Below are 16472 nucleotides of genomic sequence, written 5' to 3' on the forward strand. Positions count from 1 at the left end.
CCACGTCGCCAGCCTCCTCACAGCCGCCCCATGTATCGCCTCACCATCGCCGAGAGTTTCCAGGTCCAAATCGAAGGCCGCCCCGCCCGCACCTGGTATGCGCTGGAGGGCGAGTTCGAGTCCGAGCAGCAGCTGCCGCCGCTGGGCAGCCTGCTGCTGCTGCAAAGCCCCGATGGCCGCACAGTGGCGGCCCAACTGGCCGGGCGCTCACTCTGGGAACGCGAGGCCTCGCTGCGTTTCAACGAGCTGGAGGCGCAGACATTCGAGCCCGGCTCCCTGGTCTTGTGGCGCAGATCGCCCAGCTGAGCTGGCGCCCGTAGAGAGTTTTCCCGAAGCTGACATGCGGAGGTCGTCCAGATCGGTCAGAATCGCGCCGCCCGGATCGAATCCCATGAGCCGCCGGGCAGGCCTCGCAATGACTCGTTAGCTGCGAGCACCTGGCTCAGGAGATTCTTGCCATGCATCCGATTCGCCACCTCGCTTGCCCTGCCCTGACCCTGGCCACCGTGCTGCTGATGAGCGCCTGCGGCAGCTATGAGCCGCCCAAGCCGGGCACCTACACCGAGATCGGCAGCAGCAAGGTCGAGTACGCCTGCGGCACCGAGACGCCCACGGCCACGCGCTTCAGCGTGACGCGTTGCCACAATATTGCCGACGCCAAGGCACGCGGCGAAGCCAGCCGCGAGGCCGCCGACTCCCTGCGCGCGCCGCCGCCGGACGTGCGCTCGCGCTGAGATCGGCGCTGAGCAGCGCCGAGCACGGGCAAGCATGGCGGGGGCTATAGTCCCTTCCGACCCTGCTTCCCTGCCCGCAATGAGCCCGACACGCCGCTTCCGACTGCGCCTTTCCAACGCCACTGCTCTGCCTGCCACTGCAGCGCTGAGTCTGGCCCTGGCCGCCGCCCTGCTGCCCAGCAGCGCCCTGGCGGCCAAGCCCCTGATCTTCTGCGCCGACGCCAGCCCCGAGGGCTTTGACCCCGGCCTCTGGGACAGCTCGACCACCAACAACGCCAACCGGCAAATGTTCCAGGGCCTGCTGGCCTTCAAGCGCGGCAGCACCGAGCTGGTGCCCAAGCTGGCCACGGCCTGGCAGATGTCGCCCGACGCCAAGACCCTGACGCTCACCCTGCGCCGCGGGGTGCAGTTCCACAAGGCCGCCGGCTTCACGCCCAGCCGAGCGATGAACGCCGACGACGTGCTGTTCACCTTCGGCCGTTTCCTGAACCCCGAGCACCCCTTCAACAAGGCCTTCCCGGCCACCTTCGTCTACCCGCAGAACATGGGTCTGGCGCAGATGGTCGAGGGCCTGGACCGGGTGGACGACTACACGGTGCGCTTCCGGCTGAAGCAGGCCAATGCCAGCTTCGCCAGCAATCTGGCCATGGTCTGGGCCTCGATTCATTCGGCCGAGTACGGCGCCCAGCTGCTCAAGCAAGGCCGCGCCAACCAGATCAACAACCAGCCGGTCGGCACCGGGCCCTATCGCTTCAAGTCCTACGCCAAGGACGACGTGCTGCGCATGGAGCCCCACCCCGAGTACTGGGGCAGCAAGCAGGGCGGCGCTCTGGTGTTCAGCATCAGCCGCGAGGCCAATGTGCGGGTGCAGAAGCTGGTGGCGGGCGAATGCCAGGTGGCTGCGGCCCTGCGCGACGTGGACCTGGCCGCACTCGACGGCAAGCCCGACATCACGGTCATGAAGACCCAGGCGCTGAACATCTCTTACCTGTCCTTCAATCTCAAGAAGGCGCCCACCGACCAACGCGAGGTGCGCGAGGCCCTGGACATTGCCATCGACCGCAACGCCATCTTCAAGGCCTTGTTCCCGCGCGGCGATGCGCTGCAGGCGGTCAGCGCTTTCCCGCCCTCCATCCCCGGCTACAACAGCAAGCTCAAGAACGAATACAACCCGGCCCGCGCCCGCGAGCTGCTGGCCAAGGCCGGCCTTGCCAAGGGCCTGGAGCTGGACCTCTGGGCCCTGCCCGTGGCCCGGCCCACCAACCCCAACGGCCAGCTGATGGCCCAGCTGATCCAGCAGGACTGGGCCAAGATCGGCGTCAAGGCCAACATCAAGACCTACGAGTGGGGCGAGTACCTCAAGCGCGCCAACCAAGGCGAGCACAGCGTCTATATGAGCGGCTGGAGCGGCGAAACCGGCGATGCCGACGAATTCCTGACGCCCAATCTCAGCTGCGCCGCCAACCAGAGCGGCATCAAGTTCTGCAACAAGGAATTCGATGCCCTGATCGATGCCGCCCGCGCCACCCCCGACGCCAAAAAGCGCCAGGCCGCGTACGAAAAAGCGCAAGAGATCTTCAAGCGCGAGCGCCCCTGGATCACCATGGCCCACTCGGCCATCTACATGCCGGTGCGTCGCGACGTCAGCGGCTTCATCATGGCGCCGAACGGCAGCGTCGATTTCGAGAACGTGCAGCGCAAGTAAGCGACACGCCGAGACGGTCCAACCAGGATCGTCTGGGTTCGGCACGAAGCAGCCTTTTTGTACTCCCTCGTGAGGCCCTGCAGTCCGGGCCGCCGCCGGGCTCATGGTTCCGGGGTCGGCCCTGCCGGGCCGACTGCCTTGCGCTGCTCGCGCCTCGGGGCTGGCGCATAACTCTCTTCACTCACTGCGTTCGTTTCGTTCAGACAGACGCGCCAAGTCAGAGCTTGAAGCGCGCGGGTACGCGCGCGCCCCGAGCCGCTGCGCTGCTCAGCCCTTCACAAATCGCCCAGCGGCGGCCCGAACTGCAGGGCGCTTGCATCGCGGTCGATGTGCCCCTCGGCGATGGAACACGCCACCTTCGGAGGTGGCTCGGCCCGACGACGAGCGATTTGTGCGCGGCCGAGAGCGCAGCGAAGCGGCTCAGGCGCGCGTACCCGCGCGCTTCAAGCGCTGACTCGGCGCCACTGTTTGACCACAGTGAGCGCAGCGAACGGAGGGAGTTTGGCGCCGCTGAGCCGCGCAGTGAGCACCGAGGGCAGTCGGCTCGCAGAGCCGACCCGGGCACCATGAGCACGGCGGCGGGCCGAGCCACCGCAGCGCGGCAAACCCGGCCATCGAACTTCCGCCAAGTGCCGACTGCTGAAGCTCGCAGCGCTTACTTCAAACACGGAGACGCCGGCAAGGCATAGGGGCGGATCAGCTCGGCGGTGCGGCCGCTGCGGCAGAGTTCGCCCAGGGCCGCGTTGAAGCGCTTGAAATCGGCGCCGCTGACACGCTGCCGGATCAGGCCGAAGCTGTAGCTGAACTGCTTGGCCACGCCGGCCGCCTGCAAGCCGGTCAGACCGTACTCACGCAACAGCCACAGGGCCACGTTCTCGTTCATGAAGGCCAGACCATCGGGGCCATAGCGACCGCTGATGAGCTTGCGCAGCACGGTCAGGTTGTCGGGCTCCAGCACCAGCTGCGCCGGCTCGGCTGCACTCTGGCCCTCGATCAGGGCCTGCAGGCTGATCGAGCTGCCCGAAGGCCCGTAGACGCCGATCTGACGGCCGGCCAGGGAGTTTGCGCCGGTGTAGGAAAAGGCTTCGCCGGCGCGCGCGAACACGCTGTAGCGGGCGTCCAGCACCGGCAGAGAGACATGCGCCAGGGCCTTGCGCTGCGGGGTGTCCAACACGGTGAACAAGCCGTCGGCCTGACCGCGCTCGGCCATGGCCAGGGCGCGCCGCCAGGGCAACAGCTCGATGCGACAGGACCAGCCCAAGCGGGCACAGGTCGCTTTGAGCACATCGACCATGGGGCCGGCCGGCTCGCCGTTCTGCGCGAAGGTGTAGGGCGGAAAGGATTCGGTGACGAACAGCCGCTCCGGCGCCGTTGTCAGGGCCACAGCCGAAGCCACGCCGACCGCGAGAAACAGTCCACAAAACGGGATCGCCAGCCTCAGCTTGCGTCGCACATTGCACTCCTTGTTCTGACTCGTCTCAGCACCGCATGCTTGATGCCGTCAGCCAGCATAGCGCCATGCCGGAGCGAAGCGGCACTGCAGCTGCCGAAGGACCCCGTCATTCGCCCGCCATCACACGGAGCGAAGGCAGGCAAAAGATGGCGCAAGGGAGGTGGCGGGCCTTGGCCTGAGCGGCCGGCACGGCCTGGCTACTGGCGCGCCACCCAATCGGCCAAGGCATCGAGCACCGGCCGGCCGCGCCGCCCGGCCTGCTCATCGTTCAGAAACGCCACCAGCACCCAGGTGCGGCCGCGTCGGTCCGGCACGTAACCAGCCAGGGCCACGGTGTCGCGCAGGCTGCCTGTCTTGAGCCTGGCGCGGCCCTCGGCCGGGCTGCCCTTGAGGCGGCGGCGTAGCGTGCCGTCTACGCCGGCCAGGGGCAGGCCGCTCTGCAGCTCGGGCGCCAGCGGCAGGCGGGCCGCGCGCGCCAGCACGGCGGCCAGCAGCTCGGGCCGCATGCGTTCGCGCCGCGACAGGCCGGAGCCGTTTTCCAGCACCAGGCCCTGAGCGTCCAAGCCTTGCCCGGCCAGCCAGTCCCGCACGGCACGCTCGGCCGCGGCCAAGGTCTCCTCGCCGGGGCGTGCGACCGACGCACCGAGGCGCAGGTAGACCAGGCGGGTCAGCGGGTTGTCCGAACTTTTCAGCGCGCCGCGCAGCAGCTCGCCCAGCGGCCGGTCCTGGTGCTGGGCCAGCAGCTGTGCGCCCACGGGTGTGGCGGCTTCCTGCACGGCCGGGCCCAGGCTGCCGCCCAGCTCTTCCCACAGCGAGCGCACGACCAGGGGCACGAGGGCCTGGCGGTCAAGCAAGTTCATGTCCTGACGCTGCTGACACTGGCGCGGAAAACTGCCCTGCAAGCGCAGCAACCAGCCCTGGCCCTCGGGCGCGGGCAGCAGCAGCGGGCGGCCGAAATCGAGCTCCCAATCGGCGCAGGGCCGCTCGCTCCAGGCCAGGGCGCTGAGGTCCAGCTGCAAGCCGCGCCAGGCGGGGCTCAAACGGCCGCGCACCGTTTGCGCATCGGAGCTCAGGCTCAGTCCGAGCAGATTGCCGTTGAGCATCAGAGCGTCGGGCACCATGTTGTAGGCCGACTCGGGGTATTCGTCGAAGGGCGGCAGGGCCGGGTCGGGCCGCGTGGGGCGGAACAGAGTTCGGTCCAGCACCAGGCCGGCCGGCACCTCGCGCACACCTTGCTCGCGCGCCTGGCGCAGCATCAGCCAGAGCGCACCCCAGTCCAGCTGGGCGTCGGCACCGCCGCGCAGGTAGAGCGGGCCGGCCAGGCGGCCCTCGGCATCGGGCGGGCCTTCGCTCAGCAGCTCGGTGCGGCCGCGCGAGGCGGCGCCCAAGCGATCGAGCGCGACCACGGCGCTCAGGATCTTGATGGCCGAGCTCGGGGCCATGGAGCGGTCGGCCTGCCAGCGCAGGGCCGGCGTCCGGTGCATACGCCCACCGGGCCGGGCCGCCTCGTCGAGCGGAAAGGCCACCACGCCCAGCGCCGTGGCCGGCAGACCGGCCTGCTCCAGCGCCGCCTGCACCGAGGCAGGCAGCTCAGCAGCCTGGGCCGACGCGGCCGCCAGCGCCAGCAGCACGCTCAGCAGCCAGCCGGGCGCGTGGCGGAGCTGGGCGCTGCCGCTCACTTCAGCGAGCGCACAAACTCCAGCACCTGGGCCACCATGGGCGCATTGGACTGGGGCGACTCGATGTCTCCGGCCAGCACATGCTGGTTGGGACTCTGGCTGTAGTCCACCTCGATCAGGCGCTTGTCCGGGTGGCTGAAGCGCGTGAAGGCCTCGCGCGCGGCCTGCACATTGATGACCTGGTCGCGCGGCGACAGCATCATCAACATCGGCGCCTTGACCTTCTCAAGTGCGCTATCACGCACCCTCGCCACCAGCGCCATCATGGGGAACAGGGCCGAGGTCGGGTACTCCGAGGTCCAGTAGCGGGCCTTGGCCGGGCTGCTGGGCGTCCAGCGGCTGGTTTCGCCGTGGAACCAGCGCGCCAGGATGCGGCCCCAGGGCCAGTTGATCACCGAAGCCCAGATGTTTTTGGGCCCGAAGTTCGGCGAGACCATGACCCAGCCGGCCACGTCCTGTGCCTCGGGGCGCAAGGCCAGCCAGGCCGACAGGGTGGCGCCGGTCGAGGTGCCCATGACCAGCACGCGATCGCCCAGCTGGTGGCCGATGGCCAGGGCTTCCAGCGCGTCGGCTTTCCATTCGCTGACCGTCATCTTGCCCATGGCGGCGCCGGGCCGGCCATGGCCGGCCAGACGGGCGTAGTAAACATGGCCGCCCAGTTCCTTGGCGATCAGCTCGGGCACGGGGGCCAGCTCTTGCCGCGTGGCGCTGAAGCCATGCAGATAGACCACCACCCAAGGCGCGCGCTGGCGGCCCGCCGGGCCCCAGACGATGTGCTTCTCGGCACCCGGCGTGACGTCACCCAGGCGCGCCTCGGCGGCGGCCAGGTGAGCGTCGAACTGGTCCAGCTGCGAAGGCAGCGGCGCCACCGTGTCCGGCGGCAACCAGGCTTGGTCGGCGTTGCGCGGCCCCATCAGCAGCACAGCGCCAAGCAGGGCAGCGACAAAGAGGACCGGGCCTTTGCGCTTCAAGCCAGCACAGCGGCCATGGCGCTGGCCGTGGCCTCAACGTTCTTGTTGTTCAGGCCGGCCACGCACATGCGGCCCGAGCGCACCAGGTAGACGGCGAACTCGTCCTTCAGGCGGTCCACCTGGGCGGCGGTCAGGCCGGTGTAGCTGAACATGCCGCGCTGGGTCAGGAAGTAGTCGAAGTTGCGGCCCGGCAGCTTGGCCGCCAGCACCTCGTACAGGGCGTTGCGCATGGCGTGGATGCGCTCACGCATCTCGGTCACTTCGCCTTCCCAGAGGCTGCGCAGCTGCGGATCGCTCAGAACGCGGGCGACGATCTGGCCGCCATGCAGCGGCGGGTTGGAGTAGTTGCGGCGAATCATGAACTTCAGCTGACCGAGCACCAGAGCAGCCTGGGCCGCATCAGGGCAGACCACGCTCAGTGCGCCGCAACGCTCGCCGTAGAGGCTCATGCTCTTGGAGAAGCTGTTGGCCACGAAGAAGGACAGGCCAGCATCCAGCATGGCGCGGATGGCAAAGGCGTCTTCGTCGATGCCGTCGCCATAGCCCTGGTAGGCTAGGTCCAGGAAGGGCAGCAGCTCGCGCTCCTTCAGCACCGGAATCAGCTCGTCCCACTGCATGGGGCTCAGATCCACGCCGGTCGGGTTGTGGCAGCAGGCGTGCAGCAGCACCACGCTCTTGGCCGGCAGGGCGCGAATGGCCTCCAGCATGTCCGCAAAGCGCACGCCGCCGGTGGCCGCGTCGTAGTACGGGTAGGTCTTGACCTCGATGCCGGAGCCTTCGAACACCGCGCGGTGGTTGTCCCAGGTCGGGTCCGACACATAGATGGCGCTGGCCGGGAAATAGCGCTTGATGAAATCAGCACCGACCTTGAGGCCACCGCTGGAGCCCACGCTCTGGATGGTGACGATGCGGCCTTCGGCGCGCGCCGGGTGGTTTTCACCGAAGAGCAGGCCTTGCACGGCGCTGCGGAAATTGGCCGCGCCTTCCATGGGCAGATAGGGGCGGGCGCCAGCGTCGGCCACCACGGCCAGCTCGGCACGGCGGACCGAATCCAGCATGGGGATGCGGCCTTCGTCGTCGAAGTAGATGCCGATGGACAGATTGATCTTGCCCGGGCGGCTGTCCTTTTGATAGGCCTCGTTGAGGCTCAGGATCGGGTCGCCGGCGTAGGCGTCAACGTGCTGGAACATGGTGCATCACTCCAAGGGCAGGAAATTAAGCGGCATTATCGGCGCTGCGCTGCAAAAGCATGGCGTCGCCGTAGCTGAAGAAGCGGTAGCGCTGCGCAATCGCGTGGCGGTACAAGGCCATCACCCGCGCATGGCCGGCCAGCGCGCTGACCAACATCATCAAGGTGCTCTTGGGCAGGTGGAAGTTGGTGACCAGGCTGTCGACCACGTGGAACTGAAAACCCGGGGTGATGAAGATCTCGGTCTCGCGCGCGCCGGCCACCAGCGTGCCGCCTTGCGCGGCGGACTCCAGCGCGCGCAGCGTGGTCGTGCCCACGGCCACCACCCGGCCGCCGCGCGCCCGACAGGCGGCCACGGCGGCCACCGTTTCAGGCGGCACTTCGAACCATTCGCTGTGCATCTTGTGTTCGCTCAAGTGCTCGACCCGCACCGGCTGGAAGGTGCCGGCACCGACGTGCAAGGTGACATGGGCCGTGGCGATGCCGCGCTCGCTCATGCGGGCCAGCAGGGCTTCATCGAAATGCAAGGCCGCGGTCGGCGCGGCCACGGCGCCGGGCTCGCGGGCGAACACGGTCTGGTAACGGCGCACATCATCGGCCTCGTCGGCATGCTCGATGTAAGGCGGCAGCGGCACATGGCCGTGCTGCTCCAGCAGGGCGAAGGGGTCGCTGGGGAAGCGCAGATGGAACATGCCACCATCGGGCCCGCAGCGGCCCAACACCTCGGCATCGAAAGCCTCGTTGAAGCGGATCCACGTGCCCGGCTTGGGGGACTTGCTGGCCCGCACATGAGCCCAGACTTCCAATGTGCCAGGAAGCACCCGCTCGATCAGCGCCTCGACCGAGCCGCCGGTCGCCTTGGCGCCGTACATGCGCGCCTTGATCACCTTGGTGTTGTTGAAGACCAGCAGGTCGCCGGGCTGGAGCAGATCGGGCAGCTCGCGGAACACGCGGTCCACGGGCGCCTCGCTGCGGCCATCGAGCAAGCGCGAGCCGCTGCGCTCGGCGGCCGGGTGCTGAGCGATCAGCTCGGGCGGCAGTTCGAAATCGAAATCGCTGACGGTGTAAGCGGGGGTGGAGGTGGGCGTGGAGGCGGGCGTAGAAGCGGGAGAGGTAGAAGACATGGGGGGTTGAGGGCCGGACGGACCCGTGCCAAACGGTGAAAGAGCGGGCGATTTTCCCATGCGGCCGGCAGCCAAGAAAAAGGGCCGGGGCGCTCTGCAGCGACCCGGCCCCCAAGCCCCTTGGCGTGAGGCGCCCGATTAATTGCCGCCCGTTCCCGTGGCCAGCAGCGTGCCTTCATCGCCCACGATCCAACCGGTGCGGATGTCCATCACTTGGACGCTGCGCAAGGTCTTGCGCGTGCCCGAAGCTTGCGGGGTCCAGGTCTTGCCACCGTCACGGGTGACCAGGATGGTGCCCTGCTCGCCCACGATCCAGCCGTTCTTGGCATCGAGGAACTGGATGTCCATCAAACCGGCCTGTGAGGGCACGGGCACCCGCTGCTGGGTCCAGCTGAGGCCGGCGTCATCGGAGCGCAGCACCGTGCCGGCAGCACCCACGACCCAGAACACCTTGCCGTCGAAGGAATACAAGCGATTCAGAGCTTCACGCAGGCCGGTGTAGCGCAGGGTCCAGGTTTTGCCGTCATCGCTGCTTTGAGCAATGCCACCACCCGAGCCGACAGCCGTCAGGGCAGTGCCCGCGTCGACACGAAGGTCTGCAGTCGAGAAGCTCGGCGGCGGCGTCAGCTCGGTCCAGTTGCTGCTGCCGTCGCGGGTCAGCCAGAACTTGCCCGCATCGGTGCGCGCCCAACCCTTGCTCTCGTCGGAGAAGCCCATGGCCGTCCACAAGGTACTGCCCAGGCCGGAAGCCCAGGTCTCGCCACCATCGCTGGTCTTGTAGAGGCGGCGGTCGAGGCTCAGCAGGTAGCCGGTCTTGGCGCTCAGGAACTGCAGGCGGCCGGCGCTATAGGGGTAGTAGTTGCCGCTGCTCAAGTCGGAGCGCTTGAGCGTCCAGGTTTTGCCGCCGTCGGCGCTCAGGAACAACTCGCCCCGGGTGTTGACCATGGCTCCGTTCTTGGCATCGCGGAAAGCCACCGAGTGTGGCGAGCCTTGTGCGCTGGCATTGCCTTCACGCACAAGCACCCAGCTGGCGCCCTGATTGAGGCTGACAAAGCTGCCCCGTTCGCTGTCGACCAGCATCAGGGCCGCGCCCGCTTCACGGAAGGCCAGGGAATAGAAATAGTTGTTGCCCTTGAAGGAAGCGGGCAGAGTCAGATCCTTCCAGTTGCGGCCCAGGTCATCGCTGTAACGCAGCGCATAGTCCCACTGGGCATAGACCCGAGCACCTTGGGCAAAGACGCTGCGCACACCGTAGGTCCCGACCGGCGAGGCTTGCGCCCAGCTGGCGCCGCCATCTTCGGAGCGGTAGAGCACGCCGCCCACCTGGCCCACCAGGGTCTTGGCGGCGCCGTCCAGAGCGCGCAGCTGGAGCAAGTCTGACTCATTGGCGAGCCCAGTGGCTGCAAGGCGTGACCAGCTCAGGCCTGCGTCATCGCTGCGCCAAACGGCTTGCCGGTACACATACTGAAAGGTGACCGGATCCCAGCTGCCGTAGTTGCGGGCGCGCACGATGACGGTCTTGTCGCCGACGGGGCTGATCGAGCTGCTGTAACCGTAGAACGAGCTCCCGTCAGTGTCCTTGAGTTGCAACACATCGACCGCCGTGCCAATGACGCTGCTGTAGCGCACCAGCTTGTCGCCAGACAGGCTCAGGTAGGCGCCGCCGGCCGTGCCCACCAAGGCATTGCCGTTGCCGCCCATGCTCCAGGTCTTGCCAGCATCGGCGCTGAGGTAGACCGTGCCGTAGGCGCTGTACTGCAGGCTGCCATCGGCCAAGATGGAGAGCTTGCCGCTGTCGTTGTCGAATTGCCAGGGGGCCGCCAGCGCCGTCCAGGTGCTGCCGCCGTCACGGGTGCTCAATAGCGTGCTGTTGCTGCCGCGGATCCAGCCGATCTTGTCATCGGCGAACACCACCTCCTGCAGGTCCGCGGTCACGCCGCTGCGCTGACGTGCCCAGGTCTGACCGGCATCGACCGTCTTGAAGATTTCACCAAAAGCGCCGACGCGCCAGCCCGTGGTGGAGGTGGCAAAAACAATCGAGCTCAAGGCGTGGCCGGTGGGCCGCGGCGCCTGCCAGCACCAGCCGGTTTCCTGCACGCCGCTGCACTCCAGGCCGCGCACCGCCGCCTGGTTGTTGACCGACACGGTGGTCTTGACTTCCTTGAACTGACCGGCCTCATTGCTGACGCGCAGCTTCACTTCGTAATCGCCGGGCTTGGCAAACACATGCTTGGGCGCTGCTTCGGTGCTGACCGTGCTGCCGTCGCCGAAGTCCCAGCTGTACTGCAGCTTGACCAGGCTCGCGGCGCTGTTGCCGAAGACGGTGGGCTCCGCGATATCGCCAATGGCCGGCGCCGTGATGCTGAGGTTCTCAGGCACCGGCGTGGGCGGCACGGGCACGGGGACGGGAACAGGAGGCGGCGCATCCGCCCCCCCGCCACCGCAGGCGGCCAGCAACAAGGCCAGGCTGGGGGCCAGGGTCAGGCGCGCCGCGCGCGCTGCGAATCGATAGCTCATAGGGATCCCTCTCTCCAGTGATGTGCGGCCCGTCGCCTCATGCGCCGGCCTGTTTTTTTCAGGCGCGATGATAGGTGCGCGCAGAGTCGTGTCGCCTCCCCCATAAGTGGGTGTTAGCTCGCCCGACCGTGCACCCACGCAGCTGTTGACCCAGGTCAACACCGGCCGGCCCGAGACTGCCAAGATGGCGTCAAGGAGATCGCCATGAGCACCCCCCTCAATCACGAACAAATGCAGCGGCTGCGTGCGGAACTGCTGCAGCGCCAACAGCGCCTGGAGCAAGAACTGGACGGCCTGCTGGGCCATCAAAGCCGGGCCGAGCATGCCCGGGAACAGCTGCTGCAGGACGGCGACGGCAATGGCCAGCGCGAAAGCGCACTGGATGCCGAGCGCGAAGTCGACCTGGCGCGCAGCGATCTGACCCTGCAATCGCTGCGCGAAGTGCGCACGGCGCTGGCCGCCTTGGACAGCGAAGGCTTCGGCCTCTGCCAGGACTGCGGCGACTCGATCGCCTTTGCTCGTCTACTCGCCAGCCCCGAGGCACGACGCTGTGTGAGCTGCCAAGGCCGACATGAAGGTCAGGCCCCGGCGCACGCACAGACAGCACGCCTCTGAACAGCTCTGATCTAGCCCATGCCGCGCCGCATGCCTGCGGCCCGGCAGTCCGGTTCCACCGTTTCTCAATCCCCACACCCGCAAGGACCCATCCATGAGCACATCGCAAGCCACTTTTCACGCCGTTGTCTGGCTGGACCATCAGCAGGCCAAGGTTCTGCAGTTCGACGCCGAGCATGTGCAGGCCGAGAAGATCAAGGCCCACAGCCACCACACCAAGCAGCATGGCAGCGCCGTGCGCAGCGAACATGAGTTCTTCGGCGAGGTCTGCGATGCCTTGAACGGCATCGAAGAGATCCTGGTCGTCGGCTCCAGCACCGCACAAAGCGATTTCAAGCACTACGCCGACAAGCACCGCCCGCTGATCGCCAAGCACATCGTCGCCTACGAAACCGTGGACCACCCGACCGAGCCACAGCTGGTGGCCAAGGCGCGCCAATTCTTCGTCAAATACGACCGCATGGCCGGCACGCCGTCGCCGATGTAAGCCAGCGCACGGTCCGGCGACCGTAGACTGCGTTCTTCGCAGCTCTTGAGCCATGAACGTGGGTCGTCGATATCTGCGCCTCACCGCAGGCGCCTCGCATCATGCTGCGCCGTGAATGCGTGTTGCAAGGCCTGGCCCTCGGCCTCGGCTCCGTCTGCGGAACCGGCCTGCTGAGCGCCTTGGGCATGAGCCATTCGGCTCATGCCTCAGGGCTGGCGGCCACGGGCATCTCATCCCTGCAAGCCTTCACCGAACATCTCCCGCCCCTGAATTTTCAGGATGAGGGTGGCCGGGCTGCGGGCTTCAGCACCGAATTGCTGCAGCTCATGGCAGCCAAAGCGCGCACCCAGGTGGACATCCAGGTACAGCCCTGGCCGCGCGCCGTGCAGGCAGCCGGCGCACTGCCCAACAGCATCCTCTATTCCCTGACCCGCCTGCCCGAACGGGAAAGCAAATACCGCTGGGTCGGCCCCATCAGCGAGCGCCGCATCATGCTTTACAGCCTGAGCAAGCGCCGCGACATCCAGCCGCTGAAAGACCTGCGTGATTTGCGCGATCTCAAGGTGGGCGTGGTGCGCGAGTCGGCGGCCGCGCGCCTGCTGCAAGCGGAAGGGCTGCGCCCCGGCGAGGAGCTGGAGCTGGCGCTTGATGACGGCAGCAATCTGCGCAAGCTGCTGGCCAGTCGCATGGACCTGATCGTGCTGCTGGACTGGGCGGCCGCCTGGCATCTCAAGCAGCTGCGCCTGGACTACAGCACCCTGCGACCGGTGCTGGAGCTCGACAGCCGCCACAGCTATTGGTACGGCCTGCACCTCGACAGCGACGAACGCGTGGTCCAAACGCTGCAGACCGCGCTCGATCAGCTGCGCAGCGAGGGCCGCTACGCCCGCCTGCGCCAGCGTTACTTCGGCTGAGCTGCGGCCCGGTAGATGCTGCGCCCGGCCTTGATGGTCTCGCGCACCTGGATGCTGCGGATCAGCGCCGCTGGCACGGTCAGCGGGTTCTTGGACAAGACCACCAGATCGGCCAGCTTGCCCACTTCCAGCGAGCCCTTGTTCGCCTCCTCGAAATGCTGCCAGGCGGCCCACAAGGTGATGGACTTGAGCGCCACCTCGACCGGCAGGCGCTGGTCCGGGCCCAGGATGTCGCCGCTGCGGGTGCGGCGGTTGACCACGGCGTCGAGGATGGCGATGGCGTCGGGGAAAGCCACCGGCGCATCGTGGTGCTGGGTGAAGATCATCTGGCGGCGCAGCGCCGATTGCGCCGGCGAGATGCGGTCGCCGCGCACCGGGCCCAGGGTCTCGTCGCGGTGCCAGTCGCCCCAGTAGTAGGCATGCATGCCGAAGAAACTGGGCGTCACGGCCAGGCGCTTCATGGCGTCCAGCTGGTCCTCGCGCACGGTCTGGGCGTGGATCATCACCGTGCGCCGGTCGGCCGCGCCGTAGGTGGCCGTGGCCGCCTCGACGGCGCGCAGCATCTGGTCGGATGCCGCATCGCCATTGGTGTGCACCAGCAGCTGCCAGCCCTTGGCATAGGCCTGGTTCACCGCCTGCTGGGTGGCCTCGTCGCTGAGCGCGGGGTAGCCGCGGTAGTCATCCGCCTTGCCGGCCGGCGGGTGGTGGTAGGGATGGGTCAGGAATGCGGTCTTGCCCTGGGGCGAGCCGTCCAGGCTCAGCTTGACGCCGCCGATGCGGAAACCGCCCTTGTAGTCTCGGCTCCAGTAGCCCCCTGGCTGGTTCATCAAGCCGGCGGTGAAGGGCAAGGTGATGTCGGGGTAAGAAACCAGGTCGATCAGCATCTTGCCGCTCTGCGACAGCGCCACCCAGGTCTTGTTGCTGTTTTCGTCCGAACGGCCGTCCTGGCCGGTGGTGAAGCCGAACTTGGCGTACAGCTTCTGGCCCTCCAGCAGCATGGTGGCGTAGTCCTGCGGCGAAGGTTGGACCAGGCCCATGCCGGCGCTGAACCAGGCGGTCTCTTCCAGCACGCCGTTGGGCGTCTTGCCATCGGCCTCGCGCTGGATGTGGCCGCCTTCGGGGTCCTTGCTGTCGGCATTGAGACCTGCCAGCTGCAAGGCCTTGCTATTGAGCACACCCAGATGGCCGCTCTGGTGAATGATGATGACGGGCAAGTCCTTGGACACGGCGTCAAGTTCCTGGCGCGTCGGCGCCCGTCCTTCCTTCAGCTGCGCCTCGTCATAGCCGAAGCCGAGGATGATCTTGTGGCTGCGCGCGACCGAGCCCTTGGCGTAATCGCGCAGCAGGCCCTGAATGGCGGCCACGCTGCTGCCCTTGCCATCGGGCGGCGGCAGCAGATTGGCCGACACCGCCTGCAAACCCGTCAACGAGACATGACCATGGGCATCGACAAAGCCCGGCAGCAAGGCCTGACCCTGGAGGTCCACCACCCGCGTCTTGGCGCCGTGGAAGGCGCGCACCTCGGCCTCGCTGCCCACCGCCTGGATTCGGCCGGCGCGCACGGCCAGAGCTTGGGCGCGCGGCTGAGCGTCGTTCATGGTGATCACATCACCGTGCAGATAAATGGTGTCCGCCGGCGACGGCGCAGCGGCCTGCAAATTCAGGCTGATGGCCAAAGCGCTCAGCACCAGAGCACGCGGAAGATCGACAGGACGCATGGGCAAGGCTCCCGGGGCGCCAGGCCCCATTCGTGGAAGCGCCAAGAATACTTGAGGGCCATGACCGCAGGCTCGGCCCGCGATCCGTCAAAGCACGGCGTAACGCCCCGGCTTGTGGTTGACCGCGATGAAGAGGTTCATCACCACCGCCGCCAGCACCGAATAGGCCACGCGGGTCGGATCCACCACGGTCAGCGCCAACAGCACGATCACGCAGTCGATGCCCATCTGCACCTTGCCGGCCCGCCAGCCCTTGGCATGCTGCAGGTAGAGCGACACGATGGTGGCGCCGCCCAGGCTGGCGCGGTGGCGAGCCAGGAACAGGCAGCCCGAGCCGAGCAGCAAGCCGCCGAGCACGGCGGCGTAGGCCGGGTGCAGGCGCTCGATGGCGAAGAGTTTGGGCGACCACTCGGTCAGCGCCGACAGCCAGGCGATGGCAATGAAGGTCTTGAGCGTGAACTCGCGCCCCATGCGCTGCCAGGCAAACCAGTAAAAAGGGATGTTGATGACGAAGAACAGCTTGCCCAGGCTGATGCCGGTGGCGTAGTGCAGCACAAAGGCCGCGCCGGCCGTGCCGCCGGTCATGAGGCCGACCTGGGCGAACAGGATCAGGGCCAGGGAGACGAAGAGCACGCCGGTGAAGATGGCCTGTGCATCCTCGAACAGGCTGTGGGCGTGAATGCTGGGGTCGAAGTAAGGCTCGGAGTGCACCGCGCCTGCGGTTTGCGGCTTCGGGGCAGGTGGGAATTCAGGGGCCGGTGCTTCGCTCATGACGCAGTTTTGCATGAAGCGGCAGGCTCGGGAAGACAGCTGCGGCTCTCACGCCCACCGACAAGCCCCGCGCCAGCCCCGCATCAAGCCGCGCCGCAGCTCCGGCTCGCCCGCACACCCTTGAGGAAGGCCCGGCGAACGCCGCCGGCGGTGATGGCTGCGGCCACCTGGCGCGAGTGGCGTTCGGCGCCGCTCAGCTTGCGTATCCAGCCGCGGAAGGGGATCACGCCCTCAGCCGTGCGCTGCAGGGCGCCGACAGCGGCACCCGAGCCGGCTTCGGCGCCGCGCTCCAGCAAGCCCGGTTGGCTGTCCGATACCGGGGCATCGAGATCCGGGCCCAGCACCTCGTCCAGGGCCCGGATGTCCAGCGCCAGGCCGGCGCAATCCTGTGCGGCCGGCAAACCGTAGGGTGCACGCTGCGCCGCCGCCAGCACGGCGGGTATGGTGGCACTGACCAGATTCAGGTCACTCAGCGGCGTGGCGACGGCCGTGCCGGCCTTGCCCTGATCGGTGCTGGAACAGGCAGCCAGCAGGCACAGAGCGGTCAAGGGAATCAAGGGTTTCAGGCTTCGCATGAGCGGCACGATAGCAGAGC

At 67.6% G+C, this 16472-nt stretch carries 15 protein-coding genes; 6 read left to right on the top strand and 9 right to left on the bottom strand.

Annotated elements, in window-relative coordinates; translation table 11 throughout:
• Positions 1 to 30 precede the first annotated feature (30 nt).
• The 3 genes from ACQY39_RS02555 (at position 31) to ACQY39_RS02565 (ending at position 2439) form a co-directional block, all read left to right on the top strand.
• Positions 31 to 306 (top strand): hypothetical protein, encoded by a 276-nt coding sequence (locus ACQY39_RS02555; protein ID WP_428503327.1) that lies wholly within the window; start codon positions 31 to 33, stop codon positions 304 to 306.
• Between the two features lie 152 nt (positions 307 to 458).
• Positions 459 to 734 carry a hypothetical protein gene (locus tag ACQY39_RS02560; protein ID WP_428503328.1) on the top strand — a complete coding sequence of 92 codons (276 nt, stop codon included), beginning with the start codon at positions 459 to 461 and terminating at the stop codon, positions 732 to 734.
• Between the two features lie 79 nt (positions 735 to 813).
• On the top strand, positions 814 to 2439 hold the full coding sequence (locus ACQY39_RS02565; RefSeq protein WP_428503329.1) for an ABC transporter substrate-binding protein: 1626 nt from the start codon (positions 814 to 816) through the stop codon (positions 2437 to 2439).
• A 655-nt stretch (positions 2440 to 3094) separates the two neighbouring features.
• Here ACQY39_RS02565 and ACQY39_RS02570 read toward each other — a convergent pair.
• The 6 genes from ACQY39_RS02570 to ACQY39_RS02595 all read right to left on the bottom strand — a co-directional run bounded on the left by ACQY39_RS02570 (position 3095) and on the right by ACQY39_RS02595 (position 11372).
• Entirely contained in the window at positions 3095 to 3892 is a 798-nt protein-coding gene (locus ACQY39_RS02570; protein WP_428503330.1) for a substrate-binding periplasmic protein, read from the bottom strand.
• 197 nt (positions 3893 to 4089) lie between these two features.
• The gene (gene dacB / locus ACQY39_RS02575; RefSeq protein ID WP_428503331.1) at positions 4090 to 5571 is read right to left on the bottom strand and encodes a D-alanyl-D-alanine carboxypeptidase/D-alanyl-D-alanine endopeptidase; all 1482 of its coding nucleotides are present in this window, start codon (positions 5569 to 5571) and stop codon (positions 4090 to 4092) included.
• Positions 5568 to 6542, bottom strand: a complete 975-nt coding sequence (locus ACQY39_RS02580) for an alpha/beta hydrolase (protein ID WP_428503332.1) — start codon at positions 6540 to 6542, stop codon at positions 5568 to 5570. Before ACQY39_RS02580 ends, dacB begins: the two co-directional genes overlap by 4 nt.
• On the bottom strand, positions 6539 to 7732 hold the full coding sequence (locus ACQY39_RS02585) for an aromatic amino acid transaminase (protein WP_428503333.1): 1194 nt from the start codon (positions 7730 to 7732) through the stop codon (positions 6539 to 6541). Before ACQY39_RS02585 ends, ACQY39_RS02580 begins: the two co-directional genes overlap by 4 nt.
• Before the next feature lie 25 nt (positions 7733 to 7757).
• Positions 7758 to 8855: a tRNA preQ1(34) S-adenosylmethionine ribosyltransferase-isomerase QueA gene (gene queA, locus ACQY39_RS02590; protein ID WP_428503334.1), complete on the bottom strand. Its 1098-nt coding sequence runs from the start codon at positions 8853 to 8855 to the stop codon at positions 7758 to 7760.
• Between the two features lie 138 nt (positions 8856 to 8993).
• Entirely contained in the window at positions 8994 to 11372 is a 2379-nt protein-coding gene (locus ACQY39_RS02595) for a YCF48-related protein (protein WP_428503335.1), read from the bottom strand.
• A gap of 204 nt (positions 11373 to 11576) precedes the next feature.
• Between ACQY39_RS02595 and ACQY39_RS02600 the strand changes: the two genes are divergently transcribed.
• The 3 genes from ACQY39_RS02600 (at position 11577) to ACQY39_RS02610 (ending at position 13388) form a co-directional block, all read left to right on the top strand.
• The gene (locus ACQY39_RS02600) at positions 11577 to 11987 is read left to right on the top strand and encodes a TraR/DksA family transcriptional regulator (RefSeq protein WP_428503336.1); all 411 of its coding nucleotides are present in this window, start codon (positions 11577 to 11579) and stop codon (positions 11985 to 11987) included.
• Positions 11988 to 12081: 94 nt separating this feature from the next.
• Positions 12082 to 12474: a hypothetical protein gene (locus tag ACQY39_RS02605; RefSeq protein ID WP_428503337.1), complete on the top strand. Its 393-nt coding sequence runs from the start codon at positions 12082 to 12084 to the stop codon at positions 12472 to 12474.
• A 101-nt stretch (positions 12475 to 12575) separates the two neighbouring features.
• Positions 12576 to 13388 carry a substrate-binding periplasmic protein gene (locus ACQY39_RS02610; protein ID WP_428503338.1) on the top strand — a complete coding sequence of 271 codons (813 nt, stop codon included), beginning with the start codon at positions 12576 to 12578 and terminating at the stop codon, positions 13386 to 13388.
• On the opposite strand, the gene ACQY39_RS02615 is transcribed toward ACQY39_RS02610, so the two are convergent.
• The 3 genes from ACQY39_RS02615 to ACQY39_RS02625 form a co-directional block, all read right to left on the bottom strand.
• On the bottom strand, positions 13376 to 15106 hold the full coding sequence (locus ACQY39_RS02615) for an amidohydrolase (RefSeq protein ID WP_428503339.1): 1731 nt from the start codon (positions 15104 to 15106) through the stop codon (positions 13376 to 13378). The two genes, ACQY39_RS02610 and ACQY39_RS02615, sit on opposite strands and share 13 nt — an antisense overlap.
• Positions 15107 to 15193: 87 nt before the next feature.
• Entirely contained in the window at positions 15194 to 15877 is a 684-nt protein-coding gene (locus tag ACQY39_RS02620; RefSeq protein WP_428503340.1) for a YitT family protein, read from the bottom strand.
• A gap of 83 nt (positions 15878 to 15960) precedes the next feature.
• Positions 15961 to 16452, bottom strand: a complete 492-nt coding sequence (locus tag ACQY39_RS02625; RefSeq protein ID WP_428503341.1) for a hypothetical protein — start codon at positions 16450 to 16452, stop codon at positions 15961 to 15963.
• Between the last annotated feature and the right edge of the window lie 20 nt (positions 16453 to 16472).

This window comes from Roseateles sp. (assembly GCF_965262435.1).
Classification (GTDB): Bacteria; Pseudomonadota; Gammaproteobacteria; order Burkholderiales; family Burkholderiaceae_C; genus Paucibacter_A.